13 protein-coding genes are annotated in these 16444 nt (G+C 62.5%); 3 read left to right on the top strand and 10 right to left on the bottom strand.

The features are described from left to right. Position 1: 1 nt before the first annotated feature. The 4 genes from OHL12_RS11085 to OHL12_RS11070 form a co-directional block, all read right to left on the bottom strand. The gene (locus OHL12_RS11085) at positions 2-1114 is read right to left on the bottom strand and encodes a LacI family DNA-binding transcriptional regulator (RefSeq protein WP_263413874.1); all 1113 of its coding nucleotides are present in this window, start codon (positions 1112-1114) and stop codon (positions 2-4) included. A gap of 103 nt (positions 1115-1217) precedes the next feature. Beyond that, positions 1218-2495, bottom strand: a complete 1278-nt coding sequence (locus OHL12_RS11080) for a glycoside hydrolase family 88/105 protein (protein ID WP_263413873.1) — start codon at positions 2493-2495, stop codon at positions 1218-1220. Next, positions 2492-3568, bottom strand: coding sequence for a pectinesterase family protein (locus OHL12_RS11075; RefSeq protein ID WP_263413872.1), 1077 nt, complete (start codon positions 3566-3568; stop codon positions 2492-2494). Before OHL12_RS11075 ends, OHL12_RS11080 begins: the two co-directional genes overlap by 4 nt. 17 nt (positions 3569-3585) lie before the next feature. Further along, the gene (locus OHL12_RS11070) at positions 3586-4848 is read right to left on the bottom strand and encodes a tagaturonate epimerase family protein (protein ID WP_263413871.1); all 1263 of its coding nucleotides are present in this window, start codon (positions 4846-4848) and stop codon (positions 3586-3588) included. Positions 4849-5069: 221 nt separating this feature from the next. Here OHL12_RS11070 and OHL12_RS11065 point away from each other — a divergent pair, with 221 nt between their 5' ends. Continuing rightward, positions 5070-6434, top strand: a complete 1365-nt coding sequence (locus OHL12_RS11065) for a class I SAM-dependent rRNA methyltransferase (protein WP_263413870.1) — start codon at positions 5070-5072, stop codon at positions 6432-6434. Between the two features lie 10 nt (positions 6435-6444). Continuing rightward, the gene (locus OHL12_RS11060) at positions 6445-6717 is read left to right on the top strand and encodes a hypothetical protein (protein ID WP_263413869.1); all 273 of its coding nucleotides are present in this window, start codon (positions 6445-6447) and stop codon (positions 6715-6717) included. A gap of 6 nt (positions 6718-6723) precedes the next feature. On the opposite strand, the gene OHL12_RS11055 is transcribed toward OHL12_RS11060, so the two are convergent. The 3 genes from OHL12_RS11055 to trxB all read right to left on the bottom strand — a co-directional run bounded on the left by OHL12_RS11055 (position 6724) and on the right by trxB (position 9147). Next, positions 6724-7455, bottom strand: coding sequence for a YggS family pyridoxal phosphate-dependent enzyme (locus tag OHL12_RS11055; protein ID WP_263413868.1), 732 nt, complete (start codon positions 7453-7455; stop codon positions 6724-6726). 9 nt (positions 7456-7464) lie between these two features. Beyond that, positions 7465-7974, bottom strand: a complete 510-nt coding sequence (locus OHL12_RS11050; protein ID WP_263413867.1) for a DUF4188 domain-containing protein — start codon at positions 7972-7974, stop codon at positions 7465-7467. 156 nt (positions 7975-8130) lie between these two features. Further along, on the bottom strand, positions 8131-9147 hold the full coding sequence (gene trxB, locus OHL12_RS11045; protein ID WP_263413866.1) for a thioredoxin-disulfide reductase: 1017 nt from the start codon (positions 9145-9147) through the stop codon (positions 8131-8133). Positions 9148-9316: 169 nt separating this feature from the next. On the opposite strand from trxB, the gene OHL12_RS11040 reads away from it, so the two are divergent. Further along, complete coding sequence (locus OHL12_RS11040; protein ID WP_263413865.1) at positions 9317-9799, top strand: DUF1440 domain-containing protein; 483 nt, start codon at positions 9317-9319, stop codon at positions 9797-9799. A gap of 64 nt (positions 9800-9863) precedes the next feature. On the opposite strand, the gene treZ is transcribed toward OHL12_RS11040, so the two are convergent. From treZ to OHL12_RS11025, 3 genes are all read right to left on the bottom strand, one after another. Beyond that, on the bottom strand, positions 9864-11627 hold the full coding sequence (gene treZ, locus OHL12_RS11035) for a malto-oligosyltrehalose trehalohydrolase (protein ID WP_263413864.1): 1764 nt from the start codon (positions 11625-11627) through the stop codon (positions 9864-9866). 38 nt (positions 11628-11665) lie between these two features. Then, positions 11666-14335, bottom strand: a complete 2670-nt coding sequence (gene treY / locus OHL12_RS11030) for a malto-oligosyltrehalose synthase (protein ID WP_263413863.1) — start codon at positions 14333-14335, stop codon at positions 11666-11668. 173 nt (positions 14336-14508) lie between these two features. Then, the gene (locus OHL12_RS11025) at positions 14509-16413 is read right to left on the bottom strand and encodes a glycoside hydrolase family 15 protein (RefSeq protein WP_263413862.1); all 1905 of its coding nucleotides are present in this window, start codon (positions 16411-16413) and stop codon (positions 14509-14511) included. Positions 16414-16444: the final 31 nt, after the last annotated feature.

Raw genomic sequence — 16444 nt, 5'->3', positions numbered from 1 at the left:
CCTACGTCGCCTGCGGCGTCGCCGTGGACTGCCGCAGCACCATCTGGGCGGGCAGCATCGGCTCTGGGGGCGCGCCGTCGCCGCGTATGTAACTCAGCAGCATCGAGACCACGTTGCTGGCCAGGTCTGCGCGGGGTGTTGCCACCGTGGTGAGTGGGGGGTGAAGGAAGTCGCAAAGATATGTGTTGTCGAATCCAACGACGGAAACATCCTGCGGTATCTGCAACCCCGCCGCCTGCAGCGCCCGGAATGCACCCAGTGCGACCAGGTCGTTGATGGCGACTACCGCCGTGAACCGGTACTGCTTCAGCGCCCGTTCTACTGCGCGCATGCCCGCGGACGCCGGATCGCCGGGTTCGTCGATCACGTGGACGTCCATCTCCTTCGGGTTGTACTGGTGAAGTGCCTCATCAAACCCGATCTGCCGTTCCTGGTGACTCAGCAGCGGCGGTTCGGCCGAGTCCTGCTGCGAGTTCTTGATGAGCAGGATCTTTCGGTGGCCTAACTCCAACAAGTGCTGCACTGCGATAAACATCCCGTGCCGCTTGTCCACGCGAACGGTGCCGATGTGCGGCGCGGAATGATTGTTGTCCAGGTACACCGCGGGCGTCCCACTCCCCTTCAGCAGGCTGAACGCCTCGGGATCGTTTTCGCTCGTCATCATGGCCACGCCGGCCACGCGCAGCGCCAGCATCTGGCGCACCGCCGCGCACTGCTTATCCGGGTGAAAGCTGGTCGACGCCAGAAACGTTTCGTAGCCATGCTTGCGGGCCTCAGCATCCAGTGCCGCAGCAATTTCTGCGAAGAACGGGTTCAACAGGTCGCTAACGATGATGCCGATCAGCTTGGTCGATCGCCGCGCCAGGTTGCTGGCGAAGATATTCGGCGTGTACCCCAGTTGCGCGATCACATCCAGCACGCGCTGCCGCGTCTCCGGCCGCACATTGCTCTTTTCGTTCAACACGCCAGAAACGGTGCTGGGCGACACCTGCGCCAGCCGGGCCACATCCTGTATCTTGATGCGTCCTGCTCTCCGTGCCTGCAGCGGCGCGCCCTCCGCGCGTGAAACACCATCACTGCGGTTCGAAGCATCGGGACGAGGCGACGTAGACAAAACAGATCTCCTGTAAGTTCCAGCAAGTATCGCATCGCGGCGCATTCTCTGTAACGGGCAAACGCACGCTGCGAGCGACCCGGTTCGGTGCCCCGCTGGACTGCTACCTGGAGTGCGTCACCGTACGGAGCCGACCCACCTCGCTGGCCGCCAGCAGAAACGCTCCCACGCCCTTTGGGTCGTCATCGCCGACAGCTTCGTGCACGTAGTAGCTGTAGTCGCCTGCGCGGTACGGTGTGCCGCCCAGGCCGCTCACCTTCACGGTGCCGTGCAGGGTTACGCGTCCGTTTGCGCGCGTAACAAACTGAGTTTCAAGTCCGGTCCACCCGCGCTCTGCGTTCCCGGAGAAGTGCGGCGGCAAGTACCCCAGCCGCACACCTTTCGCTGAGGCGTACACAAACATCGCTGTTGCCGACGCTTCACGGAAGTTGCCCGCCTGGCCCGGCCTGTGCAGTACATCCCACCACACACCGGTGGCAGCGTCCTGTTCGGCGGCCACGGCGGTCATCACCCGTTGCAGCACTGCGATCAGCTTTGCCCGATCCGGATGGTTTGCCGGGAACGATGGCAGCGTATCCACCAACGCCATCGCATACCAGCCCAGCGCCCGCGCCCAAACCTCTGCGGACAAGCCGGTCTTCGGATCGGCCCAGGGCTGCGCCTGCTTTCCTTCGGCGCCGCTCGCGTCCCACCCATGCCGCAGCAACTCGCCCGCGGGAATACCCGGCGCGCGCATATGCTCGTCCATCAGCAGCAACTGCTTGGCGACGTCGTCGAGCTCGCTGGCCGGACCGAACTGCTTTGCATAGACGGCGCGAAACGGTTCCGCCATGTACGCCCCGTCCAGCCACATCTGGTCTGGGTACACCTGCTTGTGCCAGTACCCGCCGAAGTAATTGCGCGGCTGCGCCGCAAACTGCGCAATTAGGAACGCCGCCGCTTTGCGGTACCGCTCCTCGTGTGTCTGCTGCCAAACAAACAACACCGCTCGCCCGGGCTCCAGGTTGTCCAAGGTGTGCAATGACGGATTGAACGGCTTGCCGGGCTCGGTTTCGATGGATCCATCGGGGCGCACCCACCGATCGACCGCCGCCTTCACATAGGCCAGGTCCGCGGCACGCTCTGCAGCATCGTTCGTTGCCAGACCGACCGCAGCCATCCCGTCCAGCAGCGTGCCCGTCTCATACGCCCACGCACCCGGATGCGCCTGGGTGGCCACCACGCCGTCCGGCCATTGCTGGCGCACGGTTGCCGCCATCGCCGCGCCGTCCCGTTGTGCGCTCACGGCAGCATTCGCTCCGACCATGGTCTGCTGCGCGCACGCGGACGCGATCCACGCTGCAGTAAGCGCAACCGTCACGAATGGGCGCATTCTGTTCATCGTGCCTTCCATAGTCGATCCGCTGCCTTCACCGGGTTCCACCCATCCGTCCCGCGCAGCAGAGCCTGGGGCGTCAGGCCTTTCTCCACTTCCTTTGTCAGCGGTGGATAGCTCACGATTCGCTGCCCACCATTCACACCCGGTCCATGCGATTTGTATTCGCGGTACTCGCTCGTCTTCAAGCGTCCGTTCCAGTCGCTCCATCCATCCGCTGTGATCGTCGGCTCGATCTCAGTGTCGTAGAACCATACGGTGGAGTAGTCGCGCCAGGGCCGGCCGAGCACCAGCTTCTCCGAGCCGTCGAATGTGCTGCGATCCCCTGTAATGCTGGAGTGCAGAAAGTAATATCCCGACACCTCCTCCAGAAAGTGCCGGCTCTGCGCCGTAAACATGACCGTCGGGTGGTGTCGCGGATGCAGTTCGCAGCGATCGAACACCGCCTGCGCATCGCCGAAGATGTAGTCCACATCGCCTTCGATGTACACGTCACGGAAGTACTCGCGCGATGCACGGCACGCGGGTTGCGGCTCCTTCGGCGCACTGCCATCACTGGGCAGATTCTCATGGCACGTGCGACTGTCCGCATACAGGGTGTCCTGTGCTCCAATCAGGCGAACGTTGTCCAGCACGGCACGGTCGCTTCGCAGCAGCAACGCCACGGCCTGCGACCCCTCCTGGGTGCGCTCGTGCTCGTTCTGCCAGGTATTCTCAACTGTCAGATTTTCGGCTTCGAAGCCGTCCGCCTCCACGGTCACGCTGCCGCTCTTGCCCGTGCCGCCCGCACTCTTCGCCGAGTCGTCCCAACTCAGCACCACATCGCCCGGCGTTTTGCCCGTACCCACCAGGTACAGGTTCGGTGTGGAGATGTGGATCTTCTCGCGATATTTACCCGGCGCGAGCCGTATCTCCGCGCCCGTCTGTGGCGCCGCATCGATCGCTGCCTGCACGGTGTGGAACTTCGCCTGCGGTCCCACCTGCAGCACGGGCAGGCCTGCGGCTGCGGCAGAGCCGCTACCCATCAGCAACCCTGCCGCAGCGCATACGCCCAGGCTGAAACACGCGCGTCTTTGCATCCGCTCGACCCTTGCGATCAGCCCAGGAAGATGGGCCGGATATGCCGCTCGAACAGGTTCTTCGTCACGTTGCGTGCGACCACCTCTTCGTTGGCTTCCAGCGTGTCGGTGTAGCGCTTGCCCAGCTTTGCCGCCACTTTGAAACCGACGTGCAAGAGCTGCCGGAAATCCGGGTTGTACTCCGGCAGGTCGCCAGCCTCTGCAGGCGAGCGATGCTGCAGCGCCTTCACAAACTGCTCGCTCGACCAGCCGTCCACCGTCTCGGGCGTGGGCAGGTTGTCTTTTTTTATGTCGATCACCGTTGCGTATGGGGCGCACAGCTCATCCGCGTGCGCATAGGCCTGTGCGTAGATCTCCTTTGCCAGTTCCAGGGCGTCTCCACCGGCTTCTGCCAGACCGATCACCTCTTCCAGCCACGTGGTTCCGGCCGTCTTCACGTGAACGCCGGCATCGAACGCCTGCAGCCCCTCGCGAATCGCCGGGTAGATCGAGTACTTGTCCGACCCGGAATGCACGCTCAGCTTCAGGGTCTTCGGCAGGTTGTATTTCTCGACCGCGTACGCAATCGTTGCAAGGTCTTCGCGGAACTCCTTCGCGAACTGCTGCAGGTCGCCACCGTAGTCCACGCCCTTGTTGAAGCGCCCGGTGAACTTGGGCGCAATCGTCTGGATCGGCACCTTTTCATCGCTGATCGCAGCCAGGATGATCAGGAGCTCGACAGGCGTCTGAGGTGCGTCAGTCTCGTCCATGCTGATCTCGGCGACGAAATTCTCGTTGCCCTTTGCCGCGGCGATTGCTCGGTAGATTTCGCCCGCGTGCTGCACCGCGGCGAGGAACTGCTTGGCCGTCTTCTCGACAAACGCCTTATCCGTGCGGAACGGCTGGTCGATGCGCGGGATGGTGATCTCGCCGATCAGCTCCGGGTGGCGCTCGACGAACTTCGCGATCTCCGTCTCATCGCTCTTCTGGCCGATGTTGTCCGCCACGTCGATGGTGAAGAAGTCGCACGGCGCCACAAAGCGCTCATAGGTCTTCAGGTTGATGTGGTCGGCATCCAGGAAGTACGGCTTCGTCCAGCCCATTTCCTTTACCGCGGCGTCCGCAGCCTCGCGCGTTCCGGTCGGCTCGCTGCCGATGATCAGGTGCTCGCGGTTCGACTTGTTCCACACCGGCGTCACGTCCGCGCCCTGTTGCGCAGCAAGCATGCAGGCCTGCAACTGCGCCTTGGCCTGGTGGGCGAAACGGTCGCCCATGCCGAACGAAAACTTGGGAAACTGCATAGCTCTGGGACTCTCCTGTGCCGAACAAGGTCTGTGCAACGGAAGCCTCTGACCGAGGTCCATCAAAACGTTTCAGCGTCGCAGGGAAGTGTAGCGCATCCGGCAATCCTCGTGCGATCTCCCTCCCCGAAGTGTCGTCCGGAGCGCGGTGAACCATATGCTCTTCCTGTGCACGTCGAGGGACAACGGTCCCAATCGTGCGCCCTGCGACAATCAAAGGGATGAATCGACGCGGCAACACACCCTCTCGGCCCAGCAATCCCGCGTCCCGCAAAGCGGCTTCACCCCGCGACGCGATCAGCGCCCGCGGCAAAGACCAGCCTCTCCGCTACGCCGAGGCCGATCTGGCCGGCCCCGCCGCGGTCGTCAGCCGCCGCGCCGCCGATCGCCTGCGTGCCGGTCACCTCTGGGTCTACCGGTCCGAGGTCGAATCGCTCATTCCAGCGCTTGGTCATGCCGAGATCCAGCCAGGTGCGCTCGTCACCATTCTGGACGCACGCCAAATCCCGCTGGGCTCCGCACTTTTCAGCAGCAGCTCCGAACTCACCCTGCGCAAGGTCAGCAGCGAACCGCGGCTCTCCCGCGGCGAATACCTGGATGAGACCCGCGAACGCGTCCGCCGCGCGCTGGCTCTGCGCGCGCCCATGCTGGCGAGCGGAGATACCGATTCACTGCGCCTCATCTTTGCGGAAGCCGACAACCTGCCCGGCATCCTGGCCGACCGCTACAACGACCTTGTCATCCTGCAACTGCTCGCGCAGGGCACAGCGCAGGATGACCTGCGCGAAGTTCTCGCTGCCGAACTCGCCACGGCCGGCGTCCGGGCGATCGTGGAACGCCCCGATCCGCGAATTCGTGAGCTGGAGCAGCTGGCACCTGCGCCCGCCGCGCCTCTCTTGTCCACCAGCGGAGACGAGGCGCTCACCACCACCTTCACCCTCAATGGCTTGCGGTTTCAGTACGACGCCAACAGCGGACAAAAGACCGGCGCCTTCCTCGATCAGCGGCTGAACTATGCCGCTGCCGCGAAGCACGCTCGCGGCCGTGGGCTGGACGTCTGCACCTACCAGGGCGGCTTCGCGCTGCACCTGGCGCGCGGCGCTGCGCAAGGTCGCTGTGACCACGTCACCGCCATCGACCAGAGCCGCAGTGCCCTCGAAATCGCGGAAGCCAACTACACCCGCAATCGCGAAGCGCACGCCCTTGCGCCCATGGAGTTCGTGGAGGCCGACGCCTTCGAACTGCTTCGCCACTACGACAGCACCGGTGAGCGCTTCGACACCGTCGTGCTCGATCCGCCTGCGTTCGCCAAGTCCCGCCGCGCTGTCGAAGGTGCGCTGCGCGGCTACAAGGAATTGAACCTGCGCGCTGTGCGCATGCTCAACGCCGGTGGCACGCTCGTCACCTGCTCCTGCTCGCACCATATCGCGCTGGCTGACTTCACGGAAGCGATCGCCTCCGCCGCTGCCGACGCCGGCCGCCACGTCCGCCTGCTCGAAACCCGCGCCGCCGCACCCGACCATCCGGAGGTTCTCACGCTGCCGGAGACGCGCTATCTGAAGTGCCTGATCCTAGCCGTGGACTAGCGAGGCAGCCATGTTCGATACGCATGACGCACTCCGCAATCCGCCGATGAGCCGGGCGCAGAAGCTCTACACCTCTTGCTTCTGCAGTGGCTTGCTGCTCAACGGCATCTCCACCTTCTCCGCTCCTCACCATGCGCACCAGTCTATTTGGATCACCATCAACCTGATCGCTTTGACGCTGATGATCGTTGGAGTCGTGACCGGTGGTGCGCACATGCTGCGGCAGCGTGCTCTCAAACGGCAAAGCCGATTTCAAGCAGAGAACCGCAGTAGCAGTCGCTAAGCGGCGCTAGGCCTCTTCCTGCGGAGTCGTTGCATACTCCCGCAATCCAAAGATCGCGGTGCCCACGCGCACGCACGTTGAGCCCTCCGCAATCGCGACGGCGAAGTCATGCGTCATGCCCATGCTCAAGTCGGGCAGGGCAATGCCGGTCGCCTGCTGCGCTTCGTCGCGGATCTCGCGCAGCTTGCGGAAGAACGGACGCGCCTCCTCCGGGTCATCGCTGTAGGGCGGCACCATCATCAGCCCGCGCACCTCCAGCCCTTCCAAGTCCTCGTGAATGCGGCGCACCAGACCGGGTACGGCATACGGGTCCACGCCGTGCTTCGTCGCTTCCTCGCTCAGCTTCACCTCGATCAGCACCGGCAACACCTTGCCCGCCTGCGCGCACGGAGCGTTCAGCCGCTCCGCCACCTTGATCGTGTCCACCGAGTCCACCGCGCTATACAGCCAAGCGGCCTTGCTTGTCTTGTTGTTCTGCAGGTTGCCGATCAGGTGCATGTCGATCTCGCCCACGCCTTCGCCCAGCAGCGTGTGCAACTGCTCGCGCTTGTGCTCCCACTCCTGCACGCGGCTCTCGCCAAACAGGCGCTGCCCAGCGTGAAAGGCTTCGGCCACCAGCTTCGGCCCGTGCGTCTTGCTGACCGCCATCACCTGCACGCTGCCCGGCTCGCGCCCCGCGCGCTCACACGCCTCATCCACCTCGCGCCGCACGCGCTGGAGGTTCTCTGCAATCGACATAGCTTCAGCTTAGTCGCTCGGCGCGTTCGAGTCTCCGCGAACCTCGCGGCCAATGCGCTGCGAGGCATTGTGCATGCTGCCCACCGCCTGCACTAGCGAGCCCGCCTTGCCCAGGCCCCACACCGGCATGTCGGCGTAAATGCTCTCGTAGCTGCCCGCCTGCACTAGGTACGTCTCGTGGAAGATGCCGACCGCCGTGTTGCCGCGCGCCGCCTTGTTGAACGCCGCCCAGGCCGGCAGGTGCGCCCTATCGCGAGCATGCGCGTAAGCGTGCAGGTGGTCAAAGCTGCGCCAGTACTGCACCAGCGCCACCGTCCGCGGCGGAGCCAGCGCTGGCTCCGCATGCAGAAAGCCAAGCTCCGGCTGCGCGATCAGCTCGCGGATCATGCGCGGCATGGCCAGCGTGACCGGCAGCCATTTGCTTACGGCGGTGAACCGGTTGATACGGGCACCAATGTAAAACACCACAAAGTCGCCTTCGATCTTTGCCGCAAAACGCCCTGCCTGAATCTTAGCCATGCAGAGAGCGTAGCGCGCCATACCCTTTGCGCAACGCGCGTCCGGTCAACTCAGGAAGGTGACACCTGTCATGGATCGATTCACTGTCCAACGCATCCTGCAGCAGCAAGGGCGTGCCATTCGGCACGCCCTTTGCTTGCGATACGGAGCTAGGATTTACCGCCCCTGCTCTTCCAGGTACTTCTCCACTTCCAGCGCAGCCATGCAGCCCGTACCAGCGGCCGTGATGGCTTGCCGATAGCGCCGGTCCTGCACATCGCCAGAGCAGAAGACGCCCGGAATCACCTCTCCATTGCGCGTGGTGAACACGTTGTCCTTGCTCAGAATGTAGCCGTCCTCGTCCAGGTCCATCTGGCCTTCGAAGAACTTCGCGTTCGGGATGTGGCCGATGCCCAGGAAGAAGCCTTCCAGCGCGATCTCCTTCACCTCGCCCGACTCCACGTTGCGAATGCGGATGCCGCGGACTTCCTTCTCTTCCACGCCTAGCACCTCTTCCACCACGGTGTTGGTCAAGAATTCGATCTGCGGGTGCGCCATCGCTCGCTCCAGCATGATCTTGCTCGCGCGGAAGCTGGCGGAGCGGTGGATCAGGTACACCTTCTTCGCAAAGCGCGTCAGAAAGATGGCTTCTTCCATCGCGCTGTCACCGCCGCCGATCACGCAGATGGTCTTGTCCATGAAGAAGAAGCCATCGCAGGTGGCGCATGAGGAAACGCCATGCCCGATCAGCGCCTGCTCGCTAGGCAGTCCCAACCAGCGTGCGCTTGCGCCACTCGCCACAATCAGCGTGCGTGTCTTGATCTTCTTGGTGCCAAAGTCCAGCTCGATTGGCGATTTGTGCAGGTCTGCCGCGACCAGGTGGCCCATCTCCAGCTCGGCGCCAAACTTGGTCGCCTGCTTGCGCATGTTCTCGACAAGCTCCGGTCCCTGCACGCCATCGGGCCAGCCGGGAAAGTTCTCGACCAGCGTGGTGATGCTCAACTGCCCACCCGGCTCGTGACCTTCGATCACCAGCGGCTTCAGGTTGGAACGCGCGGTGTAGATCGCCGCGGTCAGGCCGCTGCAGCCGGAACCAAGGATCACGGTGTCGCGGACGTCGTTGGCTGCATCGCGGATGTCGCCCGCCGGCTCGCCATCCTTTGCTTGTGTTGGAACGGACGGATTCTCTGTCATGGATGTGTGTTCGGTCGGCACTGAACGAGCCGCAGGACCGGAGCCTCCATTCTAAATGCGCCAACTGGCGAAAGGATTCATCGCGTCCCGTCGAAGGCTGGCCTGTCCGCTGTCCGGAGCCGCACTGCCAAGCCACCCAACGCTCCCTTGCGGCGTCCGATGTTCTGATATGGCGAAAGAAGCGCACCAACTCACGCATCCCACGCACAGCCTGTTGAAGGGCGCCGTAGCCGGTCTGGTCGGCGGCCTGATCGCCACCGGAGCGAAGACGCTCGCTGAAAGCTTCTACCCGCCGCGCATCCATGGTGAGCGCAATCCGACCGAGGTCACGGTCGAAAAGTTGGGCGCGGACAGCAAGCAGACCTCTTCGAAAAAGGCGCAAGCCGAGGGTGTGCACTGGGCCTTTGGAGCTCTCGCCGGCGCTGCCTACGGCGTCGTCGCAGAGGTGTATCCGCAGGTGACCGCGCGCAACGGCATCACCTTTGGCATGACCCTCATGGCCTTTGCGCACGAGGGTGCCCTGCCGGCGCTCGGCCTTTCCGCCGAGCCGAAGGACCAGAAGCCGCGCGAGCAGCGCAGTGAAATGGTCACGCACGTGGTCTACGGCTTGGTAGCGGAGACTGTGCGCAAAGTCGTCCGTAAAGCGCTTTAGACTTCGTTGGAACACAGCAGAAGGGCGGCCACTCGGGCCGCCCTTACTGCTTTCGGTATTCAGATTACTGCGGCGGCTCTACCGTCACCGGCCGCGCCGGCATACGGTACACGGCCATGCTCAGCGGCGGCACCACCACGCCACCCGGTTCGCGGTCAGGGGCCTCCGCGCTCGACAACAGCAGCTCAGACCCAGGGGGCAACGCAAAGGCCGTCGCTGTTTCTGCGAAGTTCATGCACGTCCGGATCTCGCCGCGGTCTGTGCGGATCCACCGGCTCTCTTCGCTGTGTTCCACATCCATGCGATGCATATCGCCCAGATTCAGTGACAGCGTTTTCCTGCGCAGGTGGATCAGGTCGCGGTACCACCGCAACATCTCGTGGTGCTTGGGCTCGTCCAGCTCCGCCCACTTCAGCTTCGACGACTCAAACGTCTGCGGGTCTTCCGGATCAGGCACGTCATCGCCAAAACCGAAGTGTGCGAAGTCCTTCTTGCGCCCCTCGCTTACCGCCTTGCGCAACTCAGGTGCTTCGAAGTCCGCGAAGTACATCCAGGGCGTATCGGCGGCCCACTCCTCGCCCATAAAAATCATGGGAACGAATGGCGCTGTAAACACCACACCCGCGGCCAGCTTTGCCTTGCGCATGCCCACAATCATTTCCAGTCGCTCGCCCTTGGCGCGGTTGCCGATCTGATCGTGGTTCTGGATGAAGCCCAGATACTTGTGGTAGCTCAGGTTCAGCACCTGGCGACCATGGCTGTGCTGGCGATATTGCGAGTAGCGGCCGTCATACAGGAACACGTGCTTCAGCGTGTGTGCCAGTTGACCAATCTCGCCAAAGTCGCGGAAGTACCCGATCTGCTCGTTTGCCAGCAGGGAAAAGAGCGCGTGGTGGAAGTCATCGCTCCACTGCGCGTCCATGCCATACCCGTTCGCCTCGCGCGAGGTCACAACGCGAGGGTCGTTCAGATCGTTCTCGGCAATCAGCACCAGGCATCGGCCTACCGACGCTGACAAGTCTTCCACCTCACGCGACAACTGCTCCAGGAAGTGCAAGGCCGAACGATCAATCAGCTCGTGCGTCGCATCCAGGCGGAGGCCGTCGAAGTGGTAATCGCGAAGCCACATCAGAGCGTTGTCGATGAAGTAGCGGCGCACCTCATCGCTGCCGCCCTCTTCGAAGTTGATCGCTGCGCCCCACGGCGTCTTGTGCTTCTCGGTGTAGTACGGCCCGAACTGCCCGGTGTAGTTACCGGCCGGCCCAAAGTGGTTGTAGACCACGTCCAGAATTACGGCAAGACCCTTGCTGTGGCACGCGTCCACGAACCGCTTTACCGCGTCAGGTCCGCCGACCGTCTCGTCCGGTGCATAGGGCGCCACACCGTCATAGCCCCAGCTAAAGTTGCCCTCGTAAGACGCAATCGGCAACAGCTCCACATGGGTGATGCCAAGCTCGCAAAGGTAATCCAGCCGTTCGATCGCTGAATCCAGCGTGCCGCCTGGAGTGAACGTTCCCACGTGCATCTCGTACACCACGGCCGAGGGCAATGGCACCGCTCTGAACTTCTCGTCGGTCCAAGCGAAGTTGCGGTGATCCAGTACGCGCGAGAACGAGTGCACGTCCTTCGGCTGCCAGAACGATCGGGGATCCGGGTAGGGATTCGGATCGTCATCCAGCAGAAACGCGTAGTCGCTACCGTGTACGGCCTTCTCGACATCCGCGGTCCAGAAGCCGTGCGACGAAGGTCCCTGCATCGGGTACGTGCTGCCGTCTACAACCACCGAAACCTTGTGGCGCCGGGGTACCCAAACGGAAAAATGATGCATTCGTATGTTTGCCTTTCAGCGGCTGTTGCGCCGTCTTCTCAATTCTTACTGTCGCGCACCAGCAGCGCCACAGGAAACCGGTCTAGCAGGTTTGCAACGTCGATCTTTCCCCCATTGTGCCGCGCCCCGCTCAGGCGATCCGTCCAGGATCCGGTTGGCAGCTCCAGCGTAGTGTCACGCCAGTTGCCCGCAATCGTCTGCGGGAACCGCTGCCCGACCGCGACCACATCTTCTCCTCGCGAGAAGGCGACGACGTGATCGGCCGCAGCACCCTGTGCCACCAGCGGCGTGTAGGCCGCCTTTGAGCCAAAGCTCTGTGGCCGCTCATTCCGCAGTTGCAGGGCCTGGTACGTGAGCCAAAGCTTCGGCGAGCCCTCATCTTCGAAACGCTGTTCGACCGTCTCAACGAACTTTGCCGGCGTGATCTGCTGCAGCTCCTTCAAGAGCTTCGCCCGAAGTTTGTAATCGACAGGGCGGCGATTATCCGGGTCTACCAGCGAGTGGTCCCACAGCTCTCCGCCCTGATAGAGGTCCGGCATGCCTGGCGCCACGCACTTCAGCAGCGTCTGCGTGAGGGAGTTGACGCGCCCGCTGCGATTGATCCCGTTCACAAACTCTTTCAAGGAATCCAGGAACGCCGGCCGCGCAAACAGGCCGTCGATAAAGCTGGCGACCGCATTTTCGTATGCCTCGTTCTTGTTGGTCCAGCTTGTCTCCAGCTTGGCCTCGTTCATGGCCTTTTGCATGTAGGTCTTGGTGCGATCCGCGTCGATCGGCCATGCCCCAATGAGTGTCTGATAGAGGAAGTATTCCGTGTTCGGGTCGGGGTAGTTGCCAGTGCGCAGGTCGCGGTTCGCCTCCGACCACTGCTGCAGTTGCTGCGACCACCGGTCCGGCAGTTCACTCAGAACCGCAAGCCGCGCACGCACGTCGTCTGCGCGCTTGGTGTCGTGCGTGCTCAGCGTGGTCATGGTCAGCGGGAACGTCTGCTGCATGTGTGTGTTGTACTCGTGGAACTCGCTCACGGAGAGCCCGTTCCGCGAAGGGTCCCCGCCCACTTCGTTCAAACTCGTCAGCCGGTCGTAGTCATAGAAGGCCGTGTCTTCCACGCCTTTTGCCATGACCGGGGAAGTGAACTGCTGGAAGCGCGCCACGAACTCTGCCTCGCGCGGGCCAGTGATCTTCAGCGTCAACACGTCCCCAATGAAACCGAACAGGCACGGATCGATGTCCGGTTTGCGCTCTGCCGCTTCCTTCAGAGCCTGGCGAATGTGGTTGATGTCGTCCTCGCAGATTTCGTTCTGCGTGGCGACGACATACGTGCGATACACGTGGAAGCAGGCCGCCACGGTGCGGATGGCGCGCCGGATGTCCGCGCGCGTAAAGTCGCGGAACTCGCGGTTGGATTCGCAGATCTGCACAAAGATGTTCGTCAGCCGGTTTACATCGCTCGCCAGCGTTTCCTTGGCGACGTTGGTCTTCTTCTCAAACGTGATGTCGTCGAAGTTCGTTGGCTGCCCGGTGAAGTCGCGGTAGATCGCCGTCAGAGCTTCCATGCCGTCCGGCTTCACCAGCAGGGCATTGCACACGTTCAGGAAGTCGTAGCCACTGGTGCCTTCGACCGGCCACTCGGTGCGCAGCCACTCGCCAGGCTCGAGGATTTTCTCGACCACGATGTACGCTTCCGGCGCTTTCGCACGCAGACGTTCCAGGTACTGGCGCGGATCGCGCAAGCCATCCGGGTGGTCGATGCGAATGCCATCCAGCAAACCCTTTTCAAGCCAGTACAGGATCAGTTCGTGCGTCTCGTCGAAGACGTACTGGCGCTCCATGCGCAGACCGATCAGGGAGTTCACGTCAAAGAAGCGGCGATACCCCAGCTCCTGATCGCTCGTCTTCCAGTAGGCCAGGCGGAAGTTCTGCTGGCTCAGGATCTCGTCGAGTGAATCGATGTTGTTGTTGATCTCTTCCAGTGCCTCGTCGATGGCGGCACACGCGCGCGGCTCTTCCTTGCACAGCCGCTGCAGCAGCTTCTGCAGAACCTGTTTGTCGCGGTGGCGTGACAGCTGTACTTCGCGCTCGGTCGATGTGGGCTCCGGCAAACGCGCAAAAGAAGACGCCAGGAAGTTCAGCTCATCGCTCGGTGCCAGCGCCGCTCCGCGTCCAAGTGGCCATGCCAGTGAGCGCGGAGCCATGGGGAATGCTTGCTCACCATACTGCACCAGGAAGCATTCGCCTTCGCGCTTCAGCTTGATCTCGCCCTTGGCCAGAACGCGGCCGTACTGGTCACCCAGCACCGGCATCAGCACCTTGTCGCGCAGCTTCTCTTCGACGGAGTTCCAGTCGATATCGAAGAACGTTGCGAACCGGCTCGACGGGCCGTTCTCCAGCACGTCCCACCACATGCGATTGTCCCGGTGCACGCTCATGTGGTTCGGCACAATGTCGAGTACCTGGCCGAGCTTCAGCTCGCCGAGCCTCTTCGAGAATCGTTCGTGCGCCTCCGCTCCGCCCAGTTCGCGGTTCACGCGATGATGGTCGACTACGTCATAGCCGTGCATCGACTCAGGTCCCGCCTGCAGGTAGGGCGAGCTGTACACGTGAGAGATGCCGAGATCGCGCAGGTATGGCGCAATAGCTGACGCGTCGTCAAAGGTGAAGCCTTTGTGCAATTGAAGACGGTAGGTCGAGTGGGGGATCCGAGCCATGAATGCAACTATCCTTGCGGCGCCCGCGTCGGGGCGCACCTGCTGTGGCAGCCGAGGGGCTGCCTGTTCATGCAGTGAAACTTTGCTTCGAAGCCGTTAGGTGCAGCCACTCGCGGGCAGGTTGCACTTGCGCTCGGCGGCCTCCAGGGAATGCCGCCAAGTGGCGTCTCCTCTCACGATTGTTTCCGGCCCGTGGCCTGAGTATGTCCATTCCAGGGGCCTTCCGCGTCCGCCAGGATCATCGCGGCGTGGCACAGCGTCAGATGACTGAGTGCCTGCGGAAAATTTCCGAGCTGGCGGCCGTGCGGCAGGTCGTACTCTTCCGACAGCAAACCCACTTCGTTGCGCAACCCCAGCAGCTTTAAAAAGAATGCTGAAGCCTCATCGCGCCGGCCTGCCACATGCAGCGCGCCGACGTACCAGAAGGAACACGCCAGAAACGCTCCTTCGCCGCTGGGCAGGCCATCGGAATCTCCCGCGGTGTCATAGCGCAGCAACAGACCGTTCTGCATCAGGTTCTTCTCGATGGCATCGATCGTTCCCAGAACTCGCGGGTCGTCGCCGGGCAAAAAGCCCACCAGCGGAATGCGCAAGGTCGCCGCGTCCAGCCGCTTCGATCCATACGCCTGCGTGAAGGTATTGCGTTCCTTGTCAAACCCCTTTTCCAGTATTTCCGCACGCAGTTCTTCGCGGTTGCGCCGCCACTCCTCCACTAATTCTTGGTTCTTGTCGCGATCCGGATCGTCCTCTGTCAGGTGCCGCTGCTCATACGTGGAGATAGCACGATCAAAGGCAACCCACGCCATCAGCTTGCTGTGGACAAAATGCTCCCGCTTACCACGGGTTTCCCAGATACCGTTGTCGGGCTCATGCCAAACCTTCGCAAGATATCTCAGGAGCCCGGTCACCATCGACCGCATGTCTTTGGCCAACATGTCATCTTTGCCAACGGGCGTTCGACTCAGCGCAGTAATTAGATCGCCAAAGTTGTCCAGTTGCAACTGCTCCACTGCTGCATTGCCGATCCGCACCGGCCTGGAGTTTTCGTATCCTGGCAGCCACTCCGCGCACCACTCCGTCAGCAACTGCTCGCCCTTCAGGCCATACACCGCGCGAAACTGTTCCGGCGATCCGGCAATGGCGCGCAGCAGCCATCCCCGCCACGCCATCGCTTCTTCCGTGAAGCCAGCATGCAGCAGCACCAGCAACGTGAATGCGGCATCACGAATCCAGCAATAGCGATAATCCCAGTTGCGTTCGCCGCCGATTCTTTCCGGCAGACCCGCTGTCAACGCCGCTACCAAGCCTCCGCTCGGCTGATACGTCATCGCCTTCAGCGTGATCAGCGAACGTTCCACGGCGTCGCGGTGCTCCGGCCGAGCCTGGAACTGATTTTTCGCCATCCACTCTTCCCAGAAATTCACCGTGTCCCGGTAAGCGTCGTAGGCGTCAAAGCTCGCTGGCTCTTCTTCCGTGGACGAGCCGTAGCTCAACTGGAAGCAGATGCTCTGGCCCTCCTCCACGGTGAAATCGCTCGCCGTACACAGGCCTTCCCCGTGCAGCGGAGCTTCCGTGCGCAACACGATCAGGTGCGGCCCGTTGATCGCGCGCAGGTGATGATCTGCACTAGTCACCCATGGCACCGTCCGTCCGTAATCGAAGCGGAATGTCACCTCCATGCGCATCTTCACGGACCCGCGAACACCCTTCACAATGCGGACGATGTCGCTGTTCTTGCCGCGCGGAGGCATGAAGTCGCTCACCATCACCTCGCCGTCCAGGGTGGTCCACGTTTTCTCGGCAATCAGAGTTCCCGGCACATAGCGCCACTGTTCGCCGGTGATCGCCTCGTCCTTGGCCGGGCGAATCTGGAAGAAGCCGTGGTCCGACGTCCCAAGCAGGCCCGCAAACACCGCGTGGTCTGAGAAGGTGGGCCAGCATAGCCAGTCGACAGACCCGCTCTTGCAAACCAGGGCGCCGGTCTGCAGGTCGCCTATCATTGCGTAGTCTTCAATCCGCGCCGCCTGCAGCGGCTTGTCTTCAGCAGATGGGTGCAGCAGGGACTTCAACGGGCTCATGGAGGCCATTCCTTCTGTCCGCGTTCAGGGC

Source organism: Terriglobus aquaticus (assembly GCF_025685415.1).
Taxonomy (GTDB): domain Bacteria; phylum Acidobacteriota; class Terriglobia; order Terriglobales; family Acidobacteriaceae; genus Terriglobus; species Terriglobus aquaticus.
The sequence above is the reverse complement of the archived record's forward strand: the minus strand, read 5'-3'. Positions and strand labels throughout refer to the sequence as shown.